The following is a 24,263-nucleotide window of genomic DNA, read 5'->3' on the forward strand; positions in this document are numbered from 1 at the left end:
CTAGTCGGACAACCGCGACAGCGCGTCCCCCAGCGCCACCCGCCACGGGCGCAGCGGCGTCAGCCCGGCGTCGTCCCAGGCACGGTGGGACAACACCGAATACGCCGGGCGCTGTGCGGGTCTCGGAAACGCGGAAGAGTCACACGGCCGGACGCGCTGTGGATCGGCGCCGACGCCATCGAACACCGCCCGTGCGAGGTCGAACCAGGTGCCTTGGTCGGCATTGGTGGCGTGCAGCAGGCGCGGGGCATCCGGGCGGTCCGCCAGTTCCAGTAGGGCGGCGGCGAGGTCGGCGGCGTAGGTGGGTGACCCGAGTTGGTCGTCGACCACGTCGACGGTGTCGCGTTCCCGTTCCAGGCGCAGCATGGTGGCGACGAAATCGCTTCCGCGCCCGGCATATACCCAAGCGGTGCGCACCACGTGCGCCTGCGGGGCGAGCTTCAGCACCGCCTGCTCCCCCGCCAGTTTGGATTGCCCGTAGACGCTGACCGGGGCGGTCGGGTCGGTGGTGTCGTACGGGCGGTCGCTGGTGCCCGCGAACACATAGTCGGTGGACAGGTGAATCAATCGCGCACCGACCTCTGCGCAGGCGGCGGCCAGGACGGCGGGCCCGGTTTCGTTACCGGCGAAGGCCGCCTCGGGTTCGGACTCGGCGCGGTCGACCGCGGTGTAGGCGGCACAGTTGATCACCACATCACCCGGTTCGAGGACGGCGGCGACCGCGGCCTTGTCGGTGATATCGAGGTCGCGGTGTCCGAGGGCACGGGCGCCGGGGGCGAGCCGGATCAGTTCTCGGCCGAGCTGCCCGCCCGCCCCGGTCACGACGAGGCGCCCGGATCGGGGGGCGTCCGACGCTGTGGAAGCTGTCACGGGAGTCAAGTCTGGCACGCCGTCGCACCTGCGGATTGAGGGTGGCCGCGACGCCATTCGTTAGCCTTCAGTCAGTTGCCCTCGGCAGGTACCCGCCGCGAGCCAGGGTTTGCCGAAAGGGTGCGGGGGCTAAGGAAAGGTGGGGTGGTCGGTCAGGCCGTGCTGTCGAATGTGGCCCCGAGCTTGTCGAAAGGATATCGAGTTGTCGAAAGGACGCAGAGTAGCCACGGTCGAGGGGGTGTCCGGTGACCCGGCCGCGCGGCGCTGAATCGCTGTTGCCCGCAGGAGGTCCGCTGCGCGTCTCCGCCGCGGTCCTTGCCGCAGTGGTGCTCGTCATCACCGGCTTCGCCTGGCACAGCGTCGACAGCCTGATTTCCAATATCGAACGCATCGGCGGGCTCGGTCTCGGCGGTGGCCGCGACGGCGCCGTCGACATCTTGCTCGTCGGCGTCGACAGCCGCACCGACGCGCACGGCAATCCGCTGTCCGATCGGGAACGCGCGCTGCTGCACGCGGGCGACGAGGTCGGCACCAATACCGACACCATCGTGCTGGTCCGGGTGCCGAACGACGGGCGGTCCGCGACGGCCATCTCCATCCCCCGCGACTCCTACGTCGACATTCCCGACCTGGGCAAGGGCAAGATCAACTCGGCGTACGGCGCCACCAAGGAGACCCAACGCCTGAAGCTGATCAATCAGGGCGTCTCCGAGGCCGACGCGGACAAGCAGTCCACCCAGGCCGGACGCCAAGCGCTGATCAAGTCGGTCGGCAACCTGACCGGCATCAGCGTCGATCACTACGCCGAGGTGAGCCTGCTCGGTTTCGTGCTGCTCACCGACGCGGTCGGCGGGGTCGAGGTGTGTCTGAACAACCCGGTCGACGAGTGGATGTCCGGCGCCGACTTCCCGGCGGGCCGCCAACGCCTCGACGGCCCATCGGCTTTGAGCTTCGTGCGCCAGCGGCACAATCTGCCGCGCGGTGATCTCGATCGCATCGTGCGCCAGCAGGTGTTCATGGCGCAGTTGGTCGGACAAGTGCTCAGTGCGAAGACGCTCAGCAATCCCGGGCGGATGAAGCAGCTCAGCGATGCGGTCGGACGCACCGTCGTGCTCGACGAGGACTGGGACGTGCTCGCCTTTCTGCAACAGCTACAGGATCTTTCGGGCGGGCAGGTGAAGTTCGAGACCATTCCGGTCACCGATCTGAACTACATGACCAGCAGCGGCGAATCGGTGGTGCGGGTCGACCCGAAGGCGGTCAAGTCGTATGTGTCCTCGCTGGTCGACGGCGGCAAGGAGCCAGCGCAGGACGAGCCCGCCGTCGATCCGGCCACCGTGTCGGTCAGCGTGTACAACGCGAGCGGCATCAGTGGCCTGGCCGGTCAGGTCGCACAGGCGTTGAACGGTAAGGGTTTCCACGAGGGCTTGGTCGGCAACTACACCGGTTCGAGTGTGTCGAGCAGCCGGGTGCTGGCCGCGAACACCGCCGACGCCAAGGCCAAGGCCGTGGCCAAGGCGCTCGGTGGGCTGCCGGTACTCGCGGATACGACGCTGTCACCCGATTCGGTGAGCGTCGTGCTGGCGAGCGACTATTCTGGTCCGGGCTCGACGGCAGGGGGGATGTTCGACTTCTCCGGTACGTCGAGCGGCACCGCGACACCAGTCCCGCCAGCCCCACCGATCGACGCAGGCCAGAACGGACCGAAATGCGTGAATTAGACAATGCGTGACTTAGACAAGGCACTCACTCTCACCGAGAAAGTCCTCGATCCGATTCTCGCGCGCGAACCAGCGAGTCCGCGCGTCACCTACTACGACGACGCCACCGGCGCCCGGATCGAGCTGTCCGGACTCACCCTGGCGAACTGGGCGGCCAAGACCGCCAACCTGATCCGCGACGAGTTCGGCCTCAGCCCCGGTGCCCGGATCGCGGTGCTGCTGCCCGCGCACTGGCAGACCGCCGCGGTGCTGCTCGGCTGCTGGTGGGCGGGCACCGAGGTGGTGCTGCGCCCCGACGAGAACGCCGAGCTGGCTCTGGTGACGCCCGACCGGTTGCCAGAGACACTGGACGTCGCCGAGGTCGCGGCCCTCTCCCTGGATCCGATGGGCGCACCGGTGCGCGACCTCCCGGTCGGCGTGACCGACTTCGCGACCTCAGTACGGGTGCACGGTGACCAATTCCTGCCGGGTGGCGCTGGCGCCGCGCTGGACGGCATGCCGGTCGCGGAGGTGCTGGCCGAAGCGAAGAAATCGGCCATGCGGCAGGGTTTTTCCGAGGGCGATCGGGTGCTGTCGAGCACCCCGTGGGACACCCCGGCCGAGCTGATCGACGGCTTCGTCGCGGTCCTTGCCGCGGGTGCCTCCTTGGTACAGGTGGTCAACCCCGATCCCGAGCTGCGCGCGCGGCGCATCGAAACGGAAAGGGTCACTGCCCAGCGGGTATGAACGTGCCTACCGCCAGTGGGTACTCCTACCACGGTATAAGCGGAAGTCCGACTAGAGGACGTTCCACAATCTGGCCGGGTTCCGTACGGTGGACATATCGCACAACGACGGAGTTGGTGAATGATGAAGCCGCAGTATTGGTTCCGCTGGTTGTCCGTCCAAGGCGCGCCCCGTCTCGTGCTGCGTATGCAAGCACGGCGCGGTGACGCGTTCGCCGAACTCATGGGCGGGCCCGCCGGGTTCGCCGATCCGTATCCGCTCATCGAGCGGCTGCGCGGCGAGGGCAGATTTATTCGCACCTCGCTCTCCTGGGCCACCTTCGACCACGAGTTGTGCCGAACCATCCTGCGCGACAGCCGCTTCGGCGTGCGCACTACCGAAAGCTTCGACATCCCGGGTCCGATCCAGAAGCTGGCCAAGTACTTTCCGCTGCCGCCGAATCCGGTGGAACCGCCGTCGATGCTGGTGATCGACCCGCCGGAGCACACCCAGATGCGCAAGCCGGTCGCCTCCGCGTTCACCCCGCGGGCCATCCGCAGGCTGAGCGACCGCGTCGAGACGGTCACCGCGGAACTGCTCGACGGGTTGCCGTCCGGCGGATCCGCCGATCTGGTCACCGCGTTCGCCGCCCAGGTGCCGATCGCGATCATCTCCGAAATGCTCGGTTTCCCCGAGGCGGACAAGGACCTGTTCCTGCACTGGGGCGACCAGATGACACCACTGCTCGATGTCGGCATCTCCTGGCGCGCCCACCGGCGCGCCCTGATCTCCATGGAGGTGATGAACGACTACCTCGACGAGCACATCGCGCGGCTGCGCCGCACTCCGGGCGACGACATCCTGAGCACCCTGGTGACCGCGGGCGAACTGGATACGTTCGCGCTCAAGGCAACCGCGAGCCTGCTGATGGGCGCGGGCTTCGAGACCACTGTCAATCTCATCGGCAATGGTGTGGTGCAACTGCTCAAGCACCCGGAACAGCTGGAGCGGTTGCGCGCCGAGCCGGAACTCTGGCCGAATGCGATCGAAGAGGTGCTGCGCATCGACTCCCCCGTGCAGACGACGGCGCGGACCGCGTTGTGCGACGTGGAAATCGACGGCGTGCAGCTGCGCGCGGGCCAGACCGTCGTGCTGTCGCTGGCCGGGGCCAACCGCGATCCCGCGGTATTCGCCGAACCGGACCGGTTCGACGTCGGCCGGGCAAATGCCAAGGAGCACTTGTCGTTCAGCAGCGGCATCCACGTCTGCCTCGGCGCCAGCCTGGCCAGAATGGAAGGCGTCTATGCCTTGCAGGCCCTGTTCGATCGCTTCCCGGACCTGCAACTGGACGGCCAACCGCGGCGCCGGAAGTTGTTCACCCTGCACGGATACGAGCAGCTGCCGGTTCGTCTCGGCCGTCGCGCCCCGGCCCCCGAACCCACCACCGTCTGACCGGGCGTCGTCAGCCGAAGCCGACGGCGTGCTCACCCCAGGCGGTGTGCAGGTCGCGGTCGGGGTTGTCGACCACCCGGTCGACGGTGTCGATCAGCAGCGTGGTGCGCGTCGACGGACGGTACGGCGGCCAGTGTTTCGAGCCGTCGAGCGCGGCGGGCACCCCGTGCGTGGCGAAGGCGAGCCAGCGCCGCATCATCCGCCCCGACACCTCCATGGCCACCTTGCGCCCACCGAGCCAGAATGTCGGATCATGGTTGAACGAGCCGAAATTGCCGAACACATAAGGCAATTCGGTGGCGTGCCCCGCACCGACCCGGGCCGCGCGCAGCATCGGCGTGGCATGGTCGAAGCGGTACATCCAGGTCGGTGAGTGCTGTGCGTGCCCGTCGGCCACCCAGTGCGCGGGCATCCGGAACGCGGCGTCGCCGGACATGGCCAGCGCACCGCGCGTCTTGTCCAGATCCGGGTAGGCCGAGGTGATTTCGGCGATGCGCTCGTGCGACAGTTCGGGGTGACTGGCCGCCACATCGCTGAGCATCGCGTTCACCGCCTCCGGAGTCACCGGCATGATCGGCGAGCGGAACAACCGAAACAGCGAGGCCTCGTCCTTGTTCGCGCCGATCATCAACGGCACCCGATGCGACCGTCCGTGCTGGAACCGCTCGATCGGATAGGTCGGCAGCAGGTCGCCATCCACCACCGGCGCCGCCGCCAGCCTGCCCGGTTCCTTCAGCGGGATTTCGTCCAGCAGGATGCCCGCGACCTCGACGATCTTCTCGACTGGCCAGTCGAGCAGTTCGATGGCCCTGGCAGCGGGCAGCTCCAGCAGTTCCAGGAAACGCAGGGCCACGCTGGCAGCCCGCTCCTGGCCGAACACGGTGGTCGCGGGCGGGCTCTGCGCGATGGCCTTGTGGAAGAGTCCGGCCGCGCGCGGAGCGGTCAGCAGCGCGGTGACGCAACCCGCGCCGGAGGATTCGCCGAACAGCGTGACATTGCCCGGATCGCCGCCGAACCCGGCGATGTTGTCGCGCACCCATTCCAGCGCGGCAATCTGATCGTGCAGGCCCAGGTTCGGCGTGAACGGACCCGGCAGCGAGGACAGATCGAGGAAGCCGAGCGCACCGAGCCGGTAGTTCACCGTGACCACCACGACGTCGCCGGTTTCGGCCAGCTTGCGGCCGTCGTAGATGCCCTGCGCCGCGGTACCGAGGCAGTAGGCGCCGCCGTGCAACCAGACCAGCACCGGGCGCGGTTCGGCCGAGTCGAACGGGTGCGCCGCCTCGTCCTGGTCGCGGCGCGGTGACCAGATGTTCAACCAAAGGCAGTCCTCGCCCATGCGCAGATCGGAATCGACGGGAACCATGTTGCCCATGGTCTGCGGGGCGATCTCGCCGAAGGTGGCGCAGTCGCGAATTCCGTCCCACGCTGGCGCGGGCAGCGGCGGCAGGAAGCGGTGGCGCCCGCTCGGGGCCGCCGCATAGGGAATGCTCCGCCATACCGCCACCGGGCCGTCCCAGCGGCCGCGTACATCGCCCGAAATCGTGGTCGCGACTGGCTCGGCGCCACGCACTTCCCACCCCGGTTCCGTCTCGAACCCAGCGGCCGTATCGACTGGCCGCTCGCTGCGCTCGCGCATGGTCCGCACCTCCTGCCAGTGACCCGTCGGTGTGCTGCCGATTTGCTCCAGCGGGCCTCGCACCTCATGATCTCCTATTCGAGGGTACTTACCCGCTGGCGAGCCGGGTATGCGACGCACCATTCCGAGACCGCGACGGTACGCTTGACCGATGCCGAGTTACAGCTATCGGTGCCGCAGCTGCGGGGACACTTTCGAGGTGAACCGCCCGATGGCGGAGTCGTCCGATCCGGCGTCCTGCCCCAGCGGCCATGCCGACACAGTGAAGCTGCTGACCACGTTTGGCACGGTCAGCCGTGGTGGCGCGGCGGCAGCACCGAGTAATGCGCCGGGTCCCGCCGCGGGCGGCTGCTGTGGTGGCGGCTGCTGCGGCTGAGTCCCGCCGACGCCCCGTTCGGTCGGCGGGTCGGCCGTTCAGTCGCGGCGATCGGCGTGGCCGAGATCACGGTCCGGCGCGACCCGGTCGCGCACCCGCTGCTTCAACACCGCGATATCGGGAAAACCGCCGTCGGCCTTGCGTTCCCACACCTGCTCACCGTCCACGGTGATCCGGAAAACTCCGCCCGTGCCCGGAATCAGCGCCACCTCACCGAGTTCGGTGGCGAAGGTGCTCAACAGTTCCTGCGCCATCCAGCTCGCGCGCAACAGCCAGCGGCACTGGGTGCAGTACTCGATCGCGACACGGGGCATGGTCGCCAACGCTACTCAGGCTTCGATCTCGCCGTCGAGGTAGACCCAGGCGCCGTCGGCGCGCCGGAACCTGCTGACCTCGTGCAGGGAGCCGCGGGCGCCGTCCGCGCGGTAGTGCGCGACGAACTCGACCAGGCCGGTCTCATCGAACAACCCGCCGTCGGCGGTGCGCAGTATTTCCAGGAACACCCACCGCTGGCCGGGGTCGAGCTCCAACTGCTCGGGTCTGGTGCGCGGATGCCACGATCGGCGTAGGTAGCCGGTGTCGCCCACCGCGAATGCGGTGTAGCGAGAACGCATCAGCGCCTCGGCGGTCGCCGCCGCCCGTTTCCCGCTCAGCACCGGTCCGCAGCAGTCGTCGAAGGCCTCGCCCCGGCCACACGGACACATCCGCGTCCCACTCATGCCCCGATTCTTACGCGCCGTTGCGGTCGAAGGTCAGGCCGGGGTGGCCGGGATCCGCCGGGCGAGCCGGACACCATAACGCAGCGAGCGTCGGAAACCGGCCGAATTACGTTCGCTCACAGCTGAATTCGCTGACAGCGAATTCCGGTTCCGGTACTCTCGGCGCCCTCATACCCTCGGATTCATGGCAACCAGCGGACTCACCCTCGACGATTCGGTCCACGAACGACTCCTGCGCGAGCGCGTCATCTTCCTCGGCCAGCAGGTCGACGACGACATCGCCAATCGGTTGTGCTCGCAATTGCTGCTGCTGGCTGCCGAAGATCCCGAACGGGACATCCACTTCTACATCAACTCCCCCGGCGGCTCGGTCGACGCGGGCATGGCGATCTACGACACGATGAACTACATTGCCTGCGATATCGCCACCTTCGGCATGGGCATGGCGGGATCGATGGGACAGTTCCTGCTGACCTGCGGCACCAAAGGCAAACGCCACGCACTGGCGCACACCCGGATCATCATGCACCAGCCCTCCGCCGGCCTCGGCGGCTCCGCGGCGGACATCGCGATCCTGGCCGAGCAGCACGCACACATGAAGCGTCAGCTCGGCGAACTGATGGCACAGCACACCGGCCAGAGCTACGAGCAGATCCTCACCGACTGGGATCGCGACCGCTGGTTCACCGCCACCGAGGCCCGCGACTACGGGATGATCGACCACATCATCAGCGGCCCTCGGCAGCCGATGCCGGTGCCGCACTGAGCGTTCAACGCACCTCGACCGACGCCAGCGCGGCGGCGATCGCCACCGTCTGCTCGCGCCAGCGACGCAGGTCGGTGACGCTCGGCGCGAGCTCGTAATCGTGGTGGTGCGCGGCCCGGGACAGCGCCGCCCACAGCGCGGCGACCTGCGCCGCCACCTCGGGACCCGCGAAAGTGCGCAGCGCGATCAGCTGCGCGCGCATCGGGCAGCGCATCAGCGCGGGCGCAAGCCGCACCCACAGCTCGTCCACCGATTGCTCCAAGGCGATGCGCAGAATCCACGCGGTGGCGCGCGACCACAGCCCGCCCGCGTCGGTCACCGATCCCGCCAACAGCAGATCCACGGTATCGAGCCGCTCGGCCACCGACGGCCGCGGCCGCTTCGGTCCTTTCGCGGGGCCCCGCTTGGTCCCGCGCCCGCCACCGGACGGCCCGCGCCGCGGTCCACGCTGCCCGCTCATCGGCGGCCAACGGTGCCCACCGGCACCGTCGCGTTCACTGCGCCAGCCATGCGACGAATCTTTCGGTCTCCGTGATCAATTCGCGCATGCTGCGGCCGATCGGCACGTGCGCGCCCGCGGTGGCGTCGCGCAGTGCCTCGACCACCCATTTCCCTTCACGCGCGGCGAGATGCTTGTTCAGGTCGTCGACCTTGCCGCCGACCCCCATCACCGCGAGGGCGACCTTGGCCCTGGTGGATTGGGCGGCATCGATGCGGCGCTCGACCTCGCGGTGGTTCATGCCGTCCGCGAGCAGGGTGCGCCTGGCGCGGGCCAGGCTCGCGGCCTCCACGGCCGACCGGCAGCAGGTGGCAACGAGTTCGTCGGCGATGGCCTGCGGCAGCTGCGGCGTGCGCACCAGCGCGCGAGCGTCGTCGAGGTAGCGGCGGACCGGGTCGCTGGACACCCGGACCTCGACCACCGAGCGGTCCCGGCGCTGCACCTCGAGCACGGTGGCATCGAGCTGCATTCGGCGCACCGCCTCGGCGAGCCGCTCGTCATGGGTGAAGACGACCACCTGCCGCGTCCACGCGACCGCGGCGAGCACCCTGGCCAGGCCGTCCACCTTGGCCGGGTCCATCGCCTGCACCGGGTCGTCGATCATGACGAAGCGGAACGGGCTCTCCTCGACCGTGGCCCGAGGCAGGAACAGCGAAAGCCCGAGTGCGTGCAGCTCACCCTGGCTCATCACGCCGAGCGCGGCGCCGTCCACGTCGTCGACGGTGACGTCCAGCAGCACCCGGCGGGCGGTTCCGGCGTTGCCCTGCAAGCGAATCGCGCCGAGTTCGACGTTGCTCTGCTGGCGCAGTGTCTGCCAGACCCAGCGCGCGGTGGTCTCCAGCGGCGTCATCCGTTCGCCGCGCAGGCCCGCGGTGGCGGACTTGAGCCAGTCCTCGGCCTTCTTGACGGTGCGCAGTTCGGCCGCGTGCGCGGCGACCTCCCGGGCGCCATCCAGCCAGCTGACGATGCGCGGGACCAGCGGTGTCCATACCTCGTCGAGGCGGTCTAGTTCCTTGCGGGTGCCCTGCTGCACCTGGTCGAGTTCGTCGACCAGCCGCGCGTGCGCGCCGCGCAGCCGGTCCGGCAGGTCCGGGGTGTAGTCGGCGGAGGTGAGCGCGGCCCAGTCGGCCCAGGCCCTGCGGACGGCGGAGGTGTCCACCGAGGGTGGGTTGCGTGGGTCGAAATCCAGTTCCGGCGGCACCAGGTCCGGCAGTGACCGCGCGGCACGCAGGGCTTGGCCCAGTTCGGCGCGTGCGGTGGTGAGTGCGTCCACCCTGGCCGCGAGGGTCGCGATCGAGGCGTCCGCCGCGCGGGCCCAGGTGTCGTCCAGCTCGCCGCGGCCGCACACCGGGCACGGGCAGGTGCCGCTCGCCGCATGGTGATCGCGGGCCCGGCGCAACAGCTCCAGCACGCGCAGGTCCGCCTCGGCATCCGCGGTGGTGCCACGGGTCAGCGCGGTGCCGCATTCGGCCAGCCGGGCGGCCACCTCCGCCACCTCCGCGGCGGTGGGCAGCGTCAGCCGCACGATCGCACGCAAACCCGCTGGGCCGCCCGGGTCGTTGAAGGTGCCGATCACCTCGCGTCCCACGGCGGCGAGGTCGGGTTGGGCCGGGCGCAGCAGACCGTGCACCCGGACGGCGCGGTCGTCGGCCACCGATTCGAGTGCGTCGAGCAGTTCGAGGCGTTCCTGACGGGAATCGCGCACGGCGCGTTCCAGTTCCAGGCGGCGCATCCGAATTCGCTCCTGCGCCACGGTCAATTCGTCGAGGCCGAGCAGTTGGTGCAGCGCGTCGAACAGGTCGCTCGGTTTGCCGTCGACCAGCGCGCCGAGCTCGCTGTAGGACAGGAACGGACGGTAGAGCTCCAGCCTGCCCGCCCAGCGGTCGATGTCGAATTCCGTTGGCGCGGCGGGGGGATGCTGTTCGGTCCACTGCGCGTCGGGTAGGTCCGCGTCGGCGGCCCACTCCTTGGCGATGGTGAGCTGCGGCTTGCTGCCCGTGGTGAGCAACTCCACCTCGATGCGGGCGGTGCTGCCGTCGTGCAGGTTGCGCCAGCCCTCACGCCAGGCCGCCGAGCGCCCGTCCCAGCGGCGGTTTCCGCCGGTGAACACCAGTTCGGCGGCCTCGGCGAAGCTGGATTTGCCGCTACCGTTGCGGCCGACGACCAGGGTGAGGCCGGGTCCGGGTGGGAGCTGTAGTTCGGCTTCGGGACCGATGCCACGGAAGCCACGGACCCGGATGGCGCGCAGGAAGATGCCCGCGTCATCGAATTCGGCTGCCCGGTCGTCGTTCTCGCTGCCACCGAGGGCGCGCAGGACGGTGCGGGCGACCGAGGGCGTCACCGAGGGGTCCGCGGCGAGCCGACGGGTCACCACCTCGGTCAGCCGCGGCACCGGGTCGGCGTCGGGACGCATTGGTCGGACCCCCTCCACCACCGAGCCGCTACACGCCTCCGATCCCGTGCGCGGCCTCGCGCATACGCGACTCGCAAGCGCTTCCAGCGGCGCCACTGTCGAAGCTGTGCGAAACGCTACCCGATCGTGTCGGATTCGCCCACTGGAGGCAGACCTCGGTCCGCATGCGAATCTGCCCGCGCGGGGATGGATATGGCCATCGAAACGGCTGGGGCCGCGCTTCGATGTCCACCCCTCGCCAGCCCCGGCGGGCAGCTCGATGGTGTATCACCCGATTTGGATGGTTCGGTCGAGCCGAACAGGACAGAATGCCAGACAACACCACTGTGCGCAAGATGTTTTCGGCATCGAATCCATCGGGGGCGCAGTGATTTCCGTGCGAAACACACCGGCCGATGCGGCACTTGTCGGTGCTCCGGTGTAGAAATCCGGTCAACCGAGGAACGGGGGAAGAGATGACGCGCTGGAGCGAGGACCAGGTCACGGCGCTCGCGCCGGACGCGAGCTCGCTGTCGGCCGCGCGGAAACTCGCGAGCCGCTGGCGTGGCACCGGGCAGCACGACACCGCGCTGTGGGGGCTGTGCCAGGGCAGCGGCGCGAAGCCGTATCAGACGATCATCGATCTCTCCGGACCCGCGTACAAATGCTCCTGCCCGAGCCGGAAGTTTCCCTGTAAGCACGCGCTGTCGCTGTTGCTCGAGTGGGCGGCGGGCCGGGTCGAGGACGCGGCAGCGACCGCCGATTTCGCGGCGGCCTGGATCGACGGCCGGGCCGCGCGGGCCGCCAAACCCGGCCCGGAACCGACCGCCCGCACCTCGAATCCGGCGACCGCGGAACAGCGGCGGGTACGGGTCACCGCGGGCCTGGCGGAACTCGACGTCTGGCTCGGCGACCAGGTGCGCACCGGTCTGGCGCAGACCGACCGATCGTTTCGGGCGTTCGAGGCGATCGCCGCCAGAATGGTCGACGCGCAGGCCCCCGGCGTCGCCTCGGCACTGCGACAGCTCCCGGTCACGGTGGTGACCAGGGCCGACTGGCCCGAGGTAGTACTTGGCGAATACGCGCGACTGCACCTGCTGATTGCCGCGCATCGCCGCATCGACGAGCTGTCTCCGGCGCTGCGCGCCAGCATCCGCACCCACGTCGGCTACCCGAATCCGGCCGAGGCGGTGCGCACCGAACCCGCGGTCCGGGATCGGTGGATGGTCCTCGGTGTCCGCATCACCGAGGACGAACGCCTCTATACCCGGCGAACCTGGTTGTACGGCCGCGAGACTCGCCGTTGGGCACTGGTGGTCGATCATTCGTTCGGGTCGCCGGGCTTCCCCGCGGACGTGCCGACCCTGGGTCTGCTCGCCGACGCGGACCTGCACTACTACCCGGGCGCCGCGCCGTTGCGCGCGCTCTGGGGGGAACGTCATGGCGCCGCAGAACCTTTCACGACACTGCCGACCGATCCGGACCGGTCGGGCACAGTGGCCGCCGCGCTCGCCGACCACGCCGCGGCGCTCGGCGCCGATCCGTGGCTGCGTAGCTGGCCGGTGCTGCTCGTCGACGTCGTGCCGGTGCGTACCGAGAACGGCTGGTACATAGCCGAATCCAACGGGGCCGCGCTGCCGGTGGCGCCCACCGAGCAGCCGTGGCGGCTACTCGGCGTTTCCGGCGGCCACCCGGTGACCGTGACCGCCGAATGGACCAGCGAAGGCCTGACGCCCATCTCGGTTTTCACCGCCGGTGAAGTGATCGATCTGGCCAGGCTCGATCCGGCGGGCCGAGGTGCGCCCGATACCAGGACGGCGCGGGTGCATGCCGCCGAGCTGACCTCCGTGGCGCTCCTCGGCACCGCGCGGCGGGCACCGGAGCTGACCCACCTCGCCCCGCCCGTGGCGAACGCCGCCGAGCGCCTACCCGCCGATCCGGCCCTGCGCCTGCTCGAATCCGCCGCGCTGCACGATGTTTTCGCGCGCGGCGGGGTACGCGCGGCCACCGCGACCGCACCGGAACCCGCCGAGGACGACGCCCGACCGCTGCTGCCGCGCACCGCCGCCGCCCGGCTCGCGCGGATGCTGCAGGAACGATCCCCCTTCTTGACCGAATGGTTCGACGCGGCAGCACCATACGACTACCGCGCGCCGGATGCGCTCTGCGGGCAGCTGCTCGATCAGGCGAAGAGCAACGCCGAACTGCGTGCACCGCTGCTACGCCTGGCTGGCACGCGTGGGCACTGGCTGGCCGGCCAGCATCCGGAGTGGCGAAAGCTGGTGCGGCAGCAGCCCACCGCGGCGCCAACCGAGGAAGTCTGGCAGTTCGGGCAGCCACCCGAGCGCCGTGCCTGGCTGGCCGACCTGCGTGGGCGCGACGCCGACGCCGCGCGCGAAACGCTCGCCGCGGCGTGGCCGAAGGAATCCGGACCCGGGAAAGCGGACTTGCTCGCCATCCTCGCCGAAGGGATTTCGCTCGCCGACGAACCGCTGCTGGAAGCCGGGTTGGACGATCGGCGCGCCGATGTCCGACGGACCGCCGCCGGACTGCTGACGCTGCTGCCCGATTCGGCGTTCGCCCAGCGAATGACCCGGCGCGCGAGCGACTGGGTACGCATCGAACACCGGCTGCGGCACACCGAACTCGTTGTCGCCCTGCCCGATGCGCTCGACCCGGCCGCTCGGCGCGACGGCATCACCGACCGCGGCGTCGAGTTCACCTACCGGTGGGGCGGCGCACCCGACCTGGCCGCGGGCAGGCTCCGCCAGCTGGTCGCCGCCACACCGCTCAGCCACTGGGCGGCGGGGCTCGGCGCGCCGGACAAGGCCGTCAAGGCGACGATCGACGACCGCTTCCGCCAGCCGGTCTTCGACGGATGGGTGGATGCCGCACTGGCACAGCATGATTCGGAATGGGCACGGGCGCTGTTCGATGCGGGGGTGCCGACCGACCTCGCCATGCTGCGCAGGCGCGAGTTGTTCGCGCTGCTGCCGCTGGCCGACCGGACCCGCCACCTGCTCGAACTGGACGGCTCCTGGCTCTCCGAGATCGAGGCGCTGCTGCCCGCCATGGGGCACCCGTGGCCGGAACCGCTGGCGCAGCACCTGATCCTGCTGCTGCTCGAGCGGGCCCGCGCGGCGGCACGCCGTCCGGAGGCACACGGCAACACCCCGAACGCGCACCGGTCGCTGCTGTCCGCGGCGTCGGTGCACCTACCCGTTGTCGCCGCGGGCGCCGTCACCGTGGTGGCCCGCCGCTGCGGCGATCCCACCTGGGAGCGAGCCTTCGATCAGCTCGCACACGACCTCAACCACCGCTCGATGATGCTCGAGGAGTTGCAGTGACCACTACCGACGTGACGCCCGACTTGCTGCGTCCGCACGCCGAACAGGCCTACGCCGACGAACTGCGCGCCCTCGCGGCCGCCGACGAGCGCCCGCGCCCGCCGTCCTGGCGGCTCTCCCCGTGGGCGGTGGTCACCTACCTGCTCGGCGGCACCCTCGACGACGGCACCGTGATCAGCCCGAAGTACGTGGGGCCGCGCAGGCTGATGGAGGTGGCGGTCGCGACACTGGCCACCGACCGGGCGCTATTGCTGCTCGGCGTGCCCGGCACCGCCAAAACCTGGGTCTCGGAACATCTCTCGGCCGCCATCAGCGGGGCATCGACGCTGCTCGTGCAGGGCACGTCCGGGACGGCGGAGGAGGCGATCCGATACGGCTGGAACTACGCGCGGCTGCTGGCCGAAGGCCCGAGCGAGGGCGCACTGGTGCCGTCACCGGTGCTGACCGCGATGCGCGCGGGCTCGATCGCCAGGATCGAGGAACTCACCCGCATCCCCTCGGATGTGCAGGACGCGCTGATCACCGTGCTGTCCGAGAAGACCCTGCCGGTGACGGAACTCGGCATGGAAGTGCAGGCCGCCAAGGGTTTCAACGTCATCGCCACCGCCAACGACCGCGACCGCGGCGTGAACGAACTGTCCTCCGCGCTGCGCCGCCGGTTCAACACCGTGGTGTTGCCGCTGCCCGCCAGTGAGGACGAAGAGGTCGCCATCGTCAGCCGCCGCGTCGAACAACTTGGCACCGCACTGGAACTGCCCAAGGTGCCCGCCGCGGCCGAGGAGGTGCGCCGGGTGGTGCGCGTCTTCCGCGAACTGCGCTCCGGGATCACCGCCGACGGCCGCACCAAACTCAAATCGCCCTCCGGCACCCTGTCCACCGCCGAGGCGATCTCGGTGATCACCAATGGGATCGCCCTGTCCGTCCACTTCGGCGACGGCATCCTGCGCGCCTCCGACATCGCGGGCGCCGTCCTCGGCTCGGTGATCAAGGACCCGGTCGCCGACGCTGTGGTGTGGACCGAATACCTGGAAGCCGTTGTCCGCGAACGCCCGGAATGGTCAGACTTCTACCGGGCCTGCCGGGAGGTCTCCGGGTGAGCGGCAGCGGCCAGGGGGCGAGACCATGATGCACAAGGGCTCGACGACCTCGGTGTCGGGTGAGGCGACGACCCGGGTGTTCGGCATCCGCCATCACGGGCCGGGTTCCGCCCGGTCGCTTCGGTTGGCGCTGGAGGCATTTCGTCCCGACACCATCTTGATCGAGGGGCCCGCGGATGCCGATCCGCTGGTCGGCTATGTCGCGGCCGAGGGGATGGCCCCGCCGGTCGCGCTGCTGGCCTATCTGCCGGACGCGCCGGCGAAGGCGGCTTTCTGGCCGTACGCGGTGTTCTCGCCGGAATGGCAGGCGTTGCGGTATGCCGCGGAACACGATGTGCCCGTGCGGTTCTGCGATCTGCCCGCCACCATGGTGCTGGCCGCCGATGACGAGCCGGGTGACCGATTCGACCCGCTGACCGAGCTCGCGGCCGCAGGCGGCTACGACGACGCCGAACGCTGGTGGGATGCGGTGGTCGAATCCGCCCCCGACGCAGCCGCTTTCGATGCGATCACCGAGGCGATGGGCGCACTGCGCGAATCAGCCGAGCAGATGTCGGCCGAAAGCGATGCCGAAGAACAGGCCACTGACGCGCCGATCGACCTCCGACCGCCCGAGGACGTGCGTGCCGACGGCACCGACTCGGTCGTCGAGGCCACCTCCGATGTCCTCGACCTGGAACCGATCCGGCTGGAAACCGTCAGCATCGATGCGCACACGTTGCGCCGCGAGGCGTACATGCGGCTGACGATGCGCAAGGCGTTGAAGGACGGGGCGGTACGGCTGGCGGTGGTGTGCGGGGCATGGCATGCGCCCGCCCTCACCGGCAAGCTCGGGCCCGCAGCGGCGGATACCAGGCTGCTGAAAGGACTTCCGAAGACGAAAGCCACGCTGACCTGGGTGCCGTGGACGCATTCGCGGCTGTCCACAATGTCCGGATACGGCGCGGGAATCACCTCCCCCGGCTGGTACCACCATCTGTTCACCGAGACCGAGCGGCCGGTCGTCCGCTGGCTCACCAAGGTGGCCGGGGTGCTGCGCGCCCACGATCTGCCGGTGTCGAGCGCGCACATCATCGAAGCCGTCCGCCTCGCCGACACGCTCGCCGCCTTGCGTGGCCGCCCGCTGGCCGGATTGTCCGAGGTCACCGAGGCCACCCGGGCGGTGATGTGCGCGGGTGACGAGACCATGCTGCGTTTGGTCGTCAACGAGCTCGTCGTCGGCGAAGCGCTTGGCACCGTGCCCGAGGGCACGCCGACCGTCCCGCTCGATGCCGACCTGCGCGCCAGGATCCGATCGCTGCGGATGAAGCAGGAGGCGCTGTCGCGGACCGTCGATCTCGACCTGCGCAAGGAGCGCGAGGTCGAACGTTCCCGCCTGCTGCACCGGCTGCGGGTGCTCGACATCCCCTGGGGCACGCTGACCACCAGCGAGGTACGCAGCACCGGCACCTTCCGGGAGACCTGGACGCTGGAATGGCGACCGGAGTACGCCATTTCGATCATCGAGGCGTCCCGCTGGGGCACCACCATCGGCACCGCCGCCGAGGCGAAGATCCTCGACACCGCGAGCCGGGAGGACAGCACCGTCGGCGACCTCACCGCCGCGCTGGAGGTCGCCTTGCTCGCCGACCTCGGTGGCGCCACCGACGGCTTGATCACCCGGCTGGAATCCGCCGCCGCCCTCGACCACGACATCACCCACCTGCTCGCCGCGCTGCCCGGTCTGATCAGAACGTTGCGCTACGGCGATGTGCGCGGCACCGACACCAAGGCCCTCGCGCACGTCGCCGACGGCCTGCTCGTGCGCATCTGCGCGGGGCTACCCGGTGCCGTCACCGGCCTCGACACCGACGCGGCCACCGAGTTCCGCACCCTGCTCGACGCGGCACACACGGCCATCCACACCCGCGACGACGGCTGGGCCACCGGCGAATGGCTCGGCGCGCTGCGCAAGCTCGCCGATCGGGACGACGTGCACGGCGCCCTGGTCGGCCGAGCGGTCCGGCTGCTCTGCGATGCGGGCATCATCGACGACACCGATGCTGCCCGCAGGCTTTCCGCCGCCCTGTCCGTCGGCCACACCGCCGCGGCGAAGGCGGCCTGGGTCGACGGCTTCCTCGGCGGCCGCGGCCTACTGCTGGTGCACGACCGGGAGTTGTTGCGCCTCATCGACGATTGGCTGCGTGCACTGCGCGAAGACCAGTTCGTCGAGACACTGCCCTTGCTGCGCCGAACATTCGGCGCCTTCGAATCGGGCGAGCGTCGCGCGATCGGCCGAGCGGTACGCGACGGTGCCGCCGTCGCCACCAGCGTCGGCGATGACGGCGGCTTCGACATAGAACGTGGCAGCATCGCAATGCGCACCGCGGCAGACATTTTGGGGGTTTCGGTATGAGTGCGATCAACGCTGGCGACGAAACTCAGGCGCGGCGTTGGCGTTTGGTGCTCGGCACCGCCGCCGAAGCGGGTCTCGGCGGGCTCGGCTCAGCGGATGATGTCGCGATGGATCGGGCACTATCCGCGCTGTACAACGATGATGAGCAGGCTTCGGGCAAGCGCTCGGGCGGACTTCAGGGCTCCGCGCCGCGGGTGGCCCGCTGGCTCGGCGACATTCGCAACTACTTCCCCGCCACGGTGGTCGAGGTGATGCAGCGCGACGCGGTACAGCGCCTGAACCTCACCCAGTTGCTGCTGGAGCCGGAGCTGCTGGAGGCGGTGGAGCCCGACGTGCACCTGGTCGGAACCCTGCTGAGCCTGAACCGGGTGATGCCCGAAACCACCAAGGCCACCGCGCGATTGGTGGTCGAGAAAGTGGTGCGCGAGATCGAGCAGCGCATCGCCGCGCACACCGTCGCCGCCGTCTCCGGCGCCTTGAACCGGGCCGCCCGCGTCGCTCGCCCGCGCCTGCGCGATATCGACTGGGACCGCACGATCCGCAAGAACCTGGCCAACTACTTGCCCGAGCATCGCACGGTCGTGCCGGAACGGCTGGTCGGTTACGGCCGCAAAGCCCAAGCGATACAACGCGATGTCGTGCTCGCCATCGACCAATCCGGTTCGATGGCCGCCAGCGTTGTCTACGCCTCCGTTTTCGGCGCCGTCCTCGCGTCGATGCGCTCCCTGAAGACCTCCATCGTCGTCTTCGACACCGAAGTCGTCGATCTCACCGACAAACTCGACGACCCCGTCGAGGTCCTGTTCGGCACCCAACTCGGTGGCGGCACCGACATCAACCGCGCCATCGCCTACTCGCAAACCCTCATCACCCGCCCCACCGACACCCTCTTCGTCCTCATCTCCGACCTCTACGAGGGCGGCGTCCGCGATGAAATGCTGCGCCGGGTCAACTCGATGAAGGAATCCGGCGTCCAGGTGGTCGTCCTGCTCGCTCTCTCCGACGAAGGCGCTCCCGCCTTCGACCACGACAACGCCGCAGCCCTGGCCGCCCTCGGCATCCCCGCCTTCGCCTGCACCCCGGACAAATTCCCCGCCCTGCTCGCGGTGGCCCTGGACCGCGGCGACCTGCAGACCTGGGCCAACGCCAATACGAGCCACAGCTGAGAGCGACTATCGGTCGACGGGGTGGACTGTTCAGCCCGAATGGCTGGATATGGCCACGGGGCGGGTTTTCAGCTGGTCACCAAGGGCTTCGAGACCACGGGGCCCATGACGCCCCAGGCGGTCGCGGCGGTCGGGACGAGCTTCGGGTGCAGCAGCGCGGCGACAGCCAACAAACCGATGGCGACGATGACATCCAGCCAATAGTGGTTGCCGGTGCCGACGACGACCACGGTGGTGACGAGCGGGTGGGCCAGCGCGAGCCAGCGCCACGCGGTGCGGGTCGCGGCGACGACTGCGAAGGCGAGCAGCAGGGCCCAGCCGACGTGCAACGAGGGCATGGCGGCGAACTGGTTGGACAAGCCACCGGATTCGGCTGAGCCGTACACGGATTGGCCGTACACCGCGGCCAGATCGACGAAGCCGTGCTCCGGCAACATGCGCGGCGGCGCGAGCGGCATCAGAACGTGCACGATCAGTGCGGCGCCGGTCAACGCCACCATCAGGTTTCGGGTCCATCGATAGTGCTCGGGACGAAACACCCACAGCCACAACAGGACGGCGACCGCAACCGTGAAATGCGCGGTGGCGTAATAGAAGTTGGCCGGAATAGCGAAGAAGTCGCGCTGCACGAAGATCGACTGCACCGTCGTCTCCTCGGGCAACCCCAGCCGGTCCTCCCACCCGAGCAGCCCGTGAGCATTGCCGAACGCGCGCCCCGTGTCGTCGGCGGTGAACATTCGCCCGACGCGATAACCGAGATAGAGCACGGTAATCAGCGCCAATTGCGCGACCGCCTCCCCACCGCGCCCATGCACGGCAGCCCGCGCCCGTTCGACCACCCCACCCGGCGCGAACTGCACGCCTCCGCCGAGACCCACAGCCACCATTGCCCGCGGCCTCCTTCCCCATCGAACCAGGCCGATACCGGCAATTAAGTGGAGCTACATCCTCCGTTTAACTTAGCAGCACCATCCGTCCACTTCATATGCCTGTGACCGGACAGACACGACCGAACCGCCCCCACCGATCCCCCGACAAACGCGCACAACAAACCGCACCCGCCGTGTCAGGTGCACACCCGTCGCCAAATGCTCGGCCGACATCTGGGGTGCGCTCTCACCACAACCGTTGCGCAGCAGCACAACCGGGCGCATGCCTCCGCGCATGTCAGCCGACCGCACTCCTACGGTGTCAGCCGCACTCCCGGTGTACCGGGTGTGCGGCTGACACTAAAGGTGTGCGGTCCGGGGAGCGGCCGCCCGACACGGGAGGTCAGAGGTCGGCGATTGCGGCCAGGGGTGGGGTGCGGGCGGCGCGGACCGCGGGCCAGAGGGCGGCTAGGACGCCGACTACGGCTGAGCTCACCAGGACGAGTATCAGTTGGCTCCACGGGATGGCGATCTGGTCCAGGCCCAGGTCGCGCAGTGTTCGGAGGAACCCGACGCCTAGTCCGAGACCAAGGAGCATGCCGATGATGGCGCCGAACACGGCTATCAGCATGGATTCCAGATAGATGGTTCGGCGGACTTGGGCGCGCTGCATGCCGACCGCGCGCAGCATGCCGATCTCGCGGCGGCGCTCCACCACCGACAGCGCCAGTGTGTTGACGATGCCGAGGATGGCGATCACCACCGCAAGGGCGAGCAAGCCGTACAGGATGGCGAGCAGGGTGTTGATCTGTTTGCCTTGCGCGCCTTTGAATTCCTCCCGGTCCTGCACCTGGACCACGGGGAACGGCTCGACCGCCTTCTCCAGATCGCTGCGCATCTCGGTCAGGTTCGCGCTGGGCTTGGCGGTGACCAGCACGACGACATTACTCTGGAAGTTGACCGGCACGACCTGCTTGTACACGACCGGCGACACCACAAGCGCGCCGAGCACCGGGGTCTTGCGATAGATGCCCGCGACGGTGAGCGGAACCTTCTTGCCGTCGAAACTGGTCGGGGACACCTCCTGGCCGACCCGCCAGCCCCGCTTGTCGGCTTCGTCTTCGGCGACCAGCACGTCGCGATCGCCGAGAGTGGCAGTGCCGCGCAGTATTTCGAAGTTCAGCGCGCGATCGAGCTGCCCGTCCGGCGAGGTGCCGCCGACCTGATCGTCGCCGATCTTGAAGCCGACCGCACGAATCCCGACCGTATCGGCCACGCCGGGCACCGACTTACGGACCGCGTCGGCGGCGCCGAACGGCACGCCGACGAACTGCTGCCCGGCCAGCACGTACTCGGACTTCACCCCCTTGTCGACCAGAACGCCGACGCTCGCCTTCGCCGAGGCGCCGAGCATGCCGATCGCGGTCACCAGCATCAGCCCGAGGGTGAGCGCGAAAGCCGTTGCGGCAGTACGGCGCGGGTTCCGCGCGGCATTGTTGCGCGCCATCCGGCCGATCGGCCCGAACGGGCGGATCAGCACGCCGAGCCCGCCCACCACCGGCCGCGACAGGGCGGGCGCGGCCAGCAGGACCGCCAGAATCAGTGCCAGCGCACCGATGCCGACGGTCAACGCCGCATCGCCGCCGGTGGACTGCGCACCCACGGCGACAAGCACCGCGCCCGCCACCGCGAGCACCACTCCGACCACTGTCCGCACCCGCAAAGACTCACCGGCCGAAGCGAATTCCTCGCGCATCGCCTGGACGGGTGGGATCCGCGCGGCCCGGCGAGCCGGCGCGTAGGCGCTGAGCATCGTCACGGCCAGACCGACGACCAAGCCGACCACGATGGTGCGCGGCAACACCGCCATCGAACCGGTGGGCAACCCCAGATCGAACGCGTTGAGCACTGCCGACAGGCCGAATGCCAGACCCACGCCACCGGCCAAACCCAGTGCGCTGCCGACCAATCCGATGACGAACGCCTCCGCGACCACGGACCGGCCGACCTGCTGTCTGCTCGCGCCGACGGCTCGGAGCAACGCGAGTTCACGCAGCCGCTGCGCCACGATCATCGAGAAGGTGTTGTAGATGATGAACGTCCCGACGATCAGCGCGATCGCGCCGAACGCGAGCAGGAAGTAGTTGATGAAGTTGAGCGCGTTGGAGACTTCCTTCTTCAGGTCCGCGCGCACCTGATCGCCGTTCTGCACCTTGTAGTTCGGCAGCGCCTTGGCGAGTTCGTCGCGCAGCTGGTCGCCGGGGACGCCGGTCGCCGCGATATCGACATAGGCCACGTACAAGCCATCGGTGAACAGCTTGCGCGCCTGGGCGTCGTCGAACAGCACGGCGATCAAACCACCGGTGTCCGAGGGCATCTGGTAGATGCCCGTGAGCGTCACGTCGATGGGATTCGCCTGCGACGGGATCATCACCTTGGTGCGATCACCGACCTTCAACCCGGCCCGCTCGGCGCCACCGGTATTCAGTGCGATCTCACCCGTTTTGGTGGGCGGCCCGCCTTCGATGAACTTGTTCGGCTCGGCGACCGCCTTCTCCGGCGGCAGATACGACTGCCCGAAGGTGGGCGCGCCACCGGTCTGGATCGCCTTCTTGCCGTCCGGCGTCAGCAACACCACGACGCCGTTCACGCTCGGCGCGACCGTCCGCACCCCGGGATACTTGCGCAGTTCGTCGACGATGTTGTTCGGAACCCCTTGTCCCTGGCGCTCTTTGGGGCCGACCCTGACGTCGACACCCTTCGCTTGATCGGCGAAGATGCCGTCGAACGTGCGTTGCAGCGTGTCGGTGAACACGAACGAACCCGCGATGAACGCGGTGCCGAGCACAACGGACAACAGCGTGAGCGCGAGACGCACCTTGTGGGCGGCAAGGTTGCGCAGCGCAACCTTGCGCATCGGACTGGCGTTCACGCTTGCTCCAGCGCCTTCATCCGATCGAGGACGGTATCCGAGGTCGGATCACGCATCTCGTCGACGATCCGGCCGTCGGCGAGGAACACCACCCGGTCGGCGAACCCGGCGGCGTGCGGTTCGTGTGTGACGATTACCACGGTCTGCCGGAACTCGTCCACCGCGGCCCGCAGGATCGACAGCACCTCCTCGGAGGCTTTCGAGTCCAGGTTGCCGGTCGGCTCGTCGCCGAAGATGATCTCCGGCTTGCCCGCGAGCGCCCGCGCGCAGGCCACCCGCTGCTGCTGTCCGCCGGACAACTCGCTGGGCCGATGGGTGAGCCGGTCGGTCAGGCCGAGCCGCCCGAGCACGGTATCCAGCCACGCCTGGTCCGGCTTACGTCCGGCAATGTCGAGCGGCAGCGTGATGTTCTCCAGCGCCGTCAGCGTCGGTACCAGGTTGAACGCCTGGAAGACGAAGCCGATCCGGTCCCGGCGCAACCGCGTCATCTGCTTGTCCGAGAGCCCGGCCAGATCGGTGTCGCCGATCCGGACGGTGCCGGTGCTGGCGCTGTCGAGCCCGGCCAGGCAGTGCATCAAGGTCGATTTGCCGGATCCGGAGGGACCCATGATCGCCGTGAACTCCCCCTTCGCGAACTCGGTCGACACCCCATCCAGCGCCCGGACCTGCGTATCTCCCGACCCGTAAGTCTTCACCAGGTCGATAGCGCGGGCCGCGACGTCGGTCCGAACCGCCACATCAGCGGTGTCGGCGCCCAAAGCTTGCGAAGTCATGCACACCAGTCTTACCGCGTTCGCGCCCACGCGCCATCAGGGAATTCCCCGACTCCCCCGGTATCGATGCGATATTGCTGCGCGGAAGCCAATTAAGTGGTAGCGGGTTCGGCGCGCAATTGGTCGACCATGGTGGCGAGCGATCTGGCCAATCGCCCGTTACTTGTGCCGAGCTCATCGAGGCGGCTCTCGCTGATCGCCCGATTCATCCCTTGGTAGGCGAGCAAGCCGCGGCGGGTGGGGAAAACCAGCACCCGGCGGCGATCGGTGTCGTCGACTTTGCGGTGCACCAGGTTGTCGGAAATCATCCCGTCGATCAATCGGGTGAGGTTGGCGCCGGTGAGCAGGGTCGCCTCGGCGAGGTGCGACATCGGGTGGCCGACGCCGTCGACCACCGCCGCGAGGACGTGCCAGCGCGCGACGGAGCTTTCGCCGAGGCAGGTCGCGATGGCCCGGTCGAGTTCCTGTGACGCCCTGCGCGCGAGTCGCGCCAACTCCTCCAGCGCGGTGGGGGCGGTGCTATCGTCCACAGCAGCACTATATCC

At 69.0% G+C, this 24,263-nt stretch carries 19 protein-coding genes; 9 read left to right on the forward strand and 10 right to left on the reverse strand.

Going from position 1 to position 24,263, the window contains the following annotated elements; all coding sequences use genetic code 11:
• Window positions 1-879: a dTDP-4-dehydrorhamnose reductase gene (gene rfbD, locus KV110_RS34275; RefSeq protein ID WP_393538241.1), complete on the reverse strand. Its 879-nt coding sequence runs from the start codon at window positions 877-879 to the stop codon at window positions 1-3.
• 236 nt (window positions 880-1,115) lie between these two features.
• Here rfbD and KV110_RS34280 point away from each other — a divergent pair, with 236 nt between their 5' ends.
• The 3 genes from KV110_RS34280 (at window position 1,116) to KV110_RS34290 (ending at window position 4,748) form a co-directional block, all read left to right on the forward strand.
• Complete coding sequence (locus KV110_RS34280) at window positions 1,116-2,591, forward strand: LCP family protein (protein ID WP_281427701.1); 1,476 nt, start codon at window positions 1,116-1,118, stop codon at window positions 2,589-2,591.
• A gap of 3 nt (window positions 2,592-2,594) precedes the next feature.
• Window positions 2,595-3,317 carry a TIGR03089 family protein gene (locus KV110_RS34285; RefSeq protein ID WP_218471292.1) on the forward strand — a complete coding sequence of 241 codons (723 nt, stop codon included), beginning with the start codon at window positions 2,595-2,597 and terminating at the stop codon, window positions 3,315-3,317.
• Window positions 3,318-3,440: 123 nt separating this feature from the next.
• Window positions 3,441-4,748, forward strand: coding sequence for a cytochrome P450 (locus tag KV110_RS34290; protein ID WP_218479249.1), 1,308 nt, complete (start codon window positions 3,441-3,443; stop codon window positions 4,746-4,748).
• Between the two features lie 10 nt (window positions 4,749-4,758).
• Here the strand turns inward: KV110_RS34290 and KV110_RS34295 are convergent, their stop codons facing one another.
• Entirely contained in the window at window positions 4,759-6,387 is a 1,629-nt protein-coding gene (locus tag KV110_RS34295; protein ID WP_246634156.1) for a carboxylesterase/lipase family protein, read from the reverse strand.
• A gap of 151 nt (window positions 6,388-6,538) precedes the next feature.
• On the opposite strand from KV110_RS34295, the gene KV110_RS34300 reads away from it, so the two are divergent.
• Window positions 6,539-6,763, forward strand: coding sequence for an FmdB family zinc ribbon protein (locus KV110_RS34300; protein ID WP_218471293.1), 225 nt, complete (start codon window positions 6,539-6,541; stop codon window positions 6,761-6,763).
• A gap of 38 nt (window positions 6,764-6,801) precedes the next feature.
• On the opposite strand, the gene KV110_RS34305 is transcribed toward KV110_RS34300, so the two are convergent.
• Together KV110_RS34305 and KV110_RS34310 are read right to left on the reverse strand one after the other, a co-directional pair.
• Complete coding sequence (locus tag KV110_RS34305) at window positions 6,802-7,077, reverse strand: Rdx family protein (protein WP_218471294.1); 276 nt, start codon at window positions 7,075-7,077, stop codon at window positions 6,802-6,804.
• 15 nt (window positions 7,078-7,092) lie between these two features.
• Entirely contained in the window at window positions 7,093-7,482 is a 390-nt protein-coding gene (locus KV110_RS34310) for a YchJ family protein (RefSeq protein WP_246634157.1), read from the reverse strand.
• Window positions 7,483-7,666: 184 nt separating this feature from the next.
• Here KV110_RS34310 and KV110_RS34315 point away from each other — a divergent pair, with 184 nt between their 5' ends.
• Window positions 7,667-8,248 carry an ATP-dependent Clp protease proteolytic subunit gene (locus tag KV110_RS34315; RefSeq protein WP_218471295.1) on the forward strand — a complete coding sequence of 194 codons (582 nt, stop codon included), beginning with the start codon at window positions 7,667-7,669 and terminating at the stop codon, window positions 8,246-8,248.
• Window positions 8,249-8,252: 4 nt separating this feature from the next.
• On the opposite strand, the gene KV110_RS34320 is transcribed toward KV110_RS34315, so the two are convergent.
• Together KV110_RS34320 and KV110_RS34325 are read right to left on the reverse strand one after the other, a co-directional pair.
• Window positions 8,253-8,708: a hypothetical protein gene (locus KV110_RS34320; RefSeq protein WP_218471296.1), complete on the reverse strand. Its 456-nt coding sequence runs from the start codon at window positions 8,706-8,708 to the stop codon at window positions 8,253-8,255.
• A 34-nt stretch (window positions 8,709-8,742) separates the two neighbouring features.
• Window positions 8,743-11,160 carry an AAA family ATPase gene (locus KV110_RS34325; RefSeq protein ID WP_218471297.1) on the reverse strand — a complete coding sequence of 806 codons (2,418 nt, stop codon included), beginning with the start codon at window positions 11,158-11,160 and terminating at the stop codon, window positions 8,743-8,745.
• Window positions 11,161-11,615: 455 nt separating this feature from the next.
• Between KV110_RS34325 and KV110_RS34330 the strand changes: the two genes are divergently transcribed.
• Genes KV110_RS34330 through KV110_RS34345 form a run of 4 tightly spaced genes read left to right on the forward strand, consistent with a single transcriptional unit; the run spans window position 11,616 to window position 19,144 of the window.
• Window positions 11,616-14,486: an SWIM zinc finger family protein gene (locus KV110_RS34330; RefSeq protein ID WP_218471298.1), complete on the forward strand. Its 2,871-nt coding sequence runs from the start codon at window positions 11,616-11,618 to the stop codon at window positions 14,484-14,486.
• Window positions 14,483-15,583, forward strand: a complete 1,101-nt coding sequence (locus KV110_RS34335) for an ATP-binding protein (protein WP_218471299.1) — start codon at window positions 14,483-14,485, stop codon at window positions 15,581-15,583. Before KV110_RS34330 ends, KV110_RS34335 begins: the two co-directional genes overlap by 4 nt.
• A gap of 25 nt (window positions 15,584-15,608) precedes the next feature.
• Window positions 15,609-17,978, forward strand: coding sequence for a DUF5682 family protein (locus tag KV110_RS34340; RefSeq protein WP_393537841.1), 2,370 nt, complete (start codon window positions 15,609-15,611; stop codon window positions 17,976-17,978).
• Window positions 17,975-19,144 (forward strand): VWA domain-containing protein, encoded by a 1,170-nt coding sequence (locus KV110_RS34345; protein WP_218471300.1) that lies wholly within the window; start codon window positions 17,975-17,977, stop codon window positions 19,142-19,144. Before KV110_RS34340 ends, KV110_RS34345 begins: the two co-directional genes overlap by 4 nt.
• A 68-nt stretch (window positions 19,145-19,212) precedes the next feature.
• Here KV110_RS34345 and KV110_RS34350 read toward each other — a convergent pair whose 3' ends face one another.
• The 4 genes from KV110_RS34350 to KV110_RS34365 all read right to left on the reverse strand — a co-directional run bounded on the left by KV110_RS34350 (window position 19,213) and on the right by KV110_RS34365 (window position 24,248).
• Entirely contained in the window at window positions 19,213-20,031 is an 819-nt protein-coding gene (locus KV110_RS34350; protein WP_218471301.1) for a phosphatase PAP2 family protein, read from the reverse strand.
• Window positions 20,032-20,416: 385 nt separating this feature from the next.
• Window positions 20,417-22,930: an ABC transporter permease gene (locus KV110_RS34355; protein WP_218479255.1), complete on the reverse strand. Its 2,514-nt coding sequence runs from the start codon at window positions 22,928-22,930 to the stop codon at window positions 20,417-20,419.
• 11 nt (window positions 22,931-22,941) lie between these two features.
• Window positions 22,942-23,718: an ABC transporter ATP-binding protein gene (locus KV110_RS34360; protein ID WP_218471302.1), complete on the reverse strand. Its 777-nt coding sequence runs from the start codon at window positions 23,716-23,718 to the stop codon at window positions 22,942-22,944.
• A gap of 92 nt (window positions 23,719-23,810) precedes the next feature.
• Window positions 23,811-24,248, reverse strand: coding sequence for a MarR family winged helix-turn-helix transcriptional regulator (locus KV110_RS34365; protein ID WP_218471303.1), 438 nt, complete (start codon window positions 24,246-24,248; stop codon window positions 23,811-23,813).
• Between the last annotated feature and the right edge of the window lie 15 nt (window positions 24,249-24,263).

The organism is Nocardia iowensis (genome assembly GCF_019222765.1).
Taxonomy (GTDB): Bacteria; Actinomycetota; Actinomycetes; order Mycobacteriales; family Mycobacteriaceae; genus Nocardia; species Nocardia iowensis.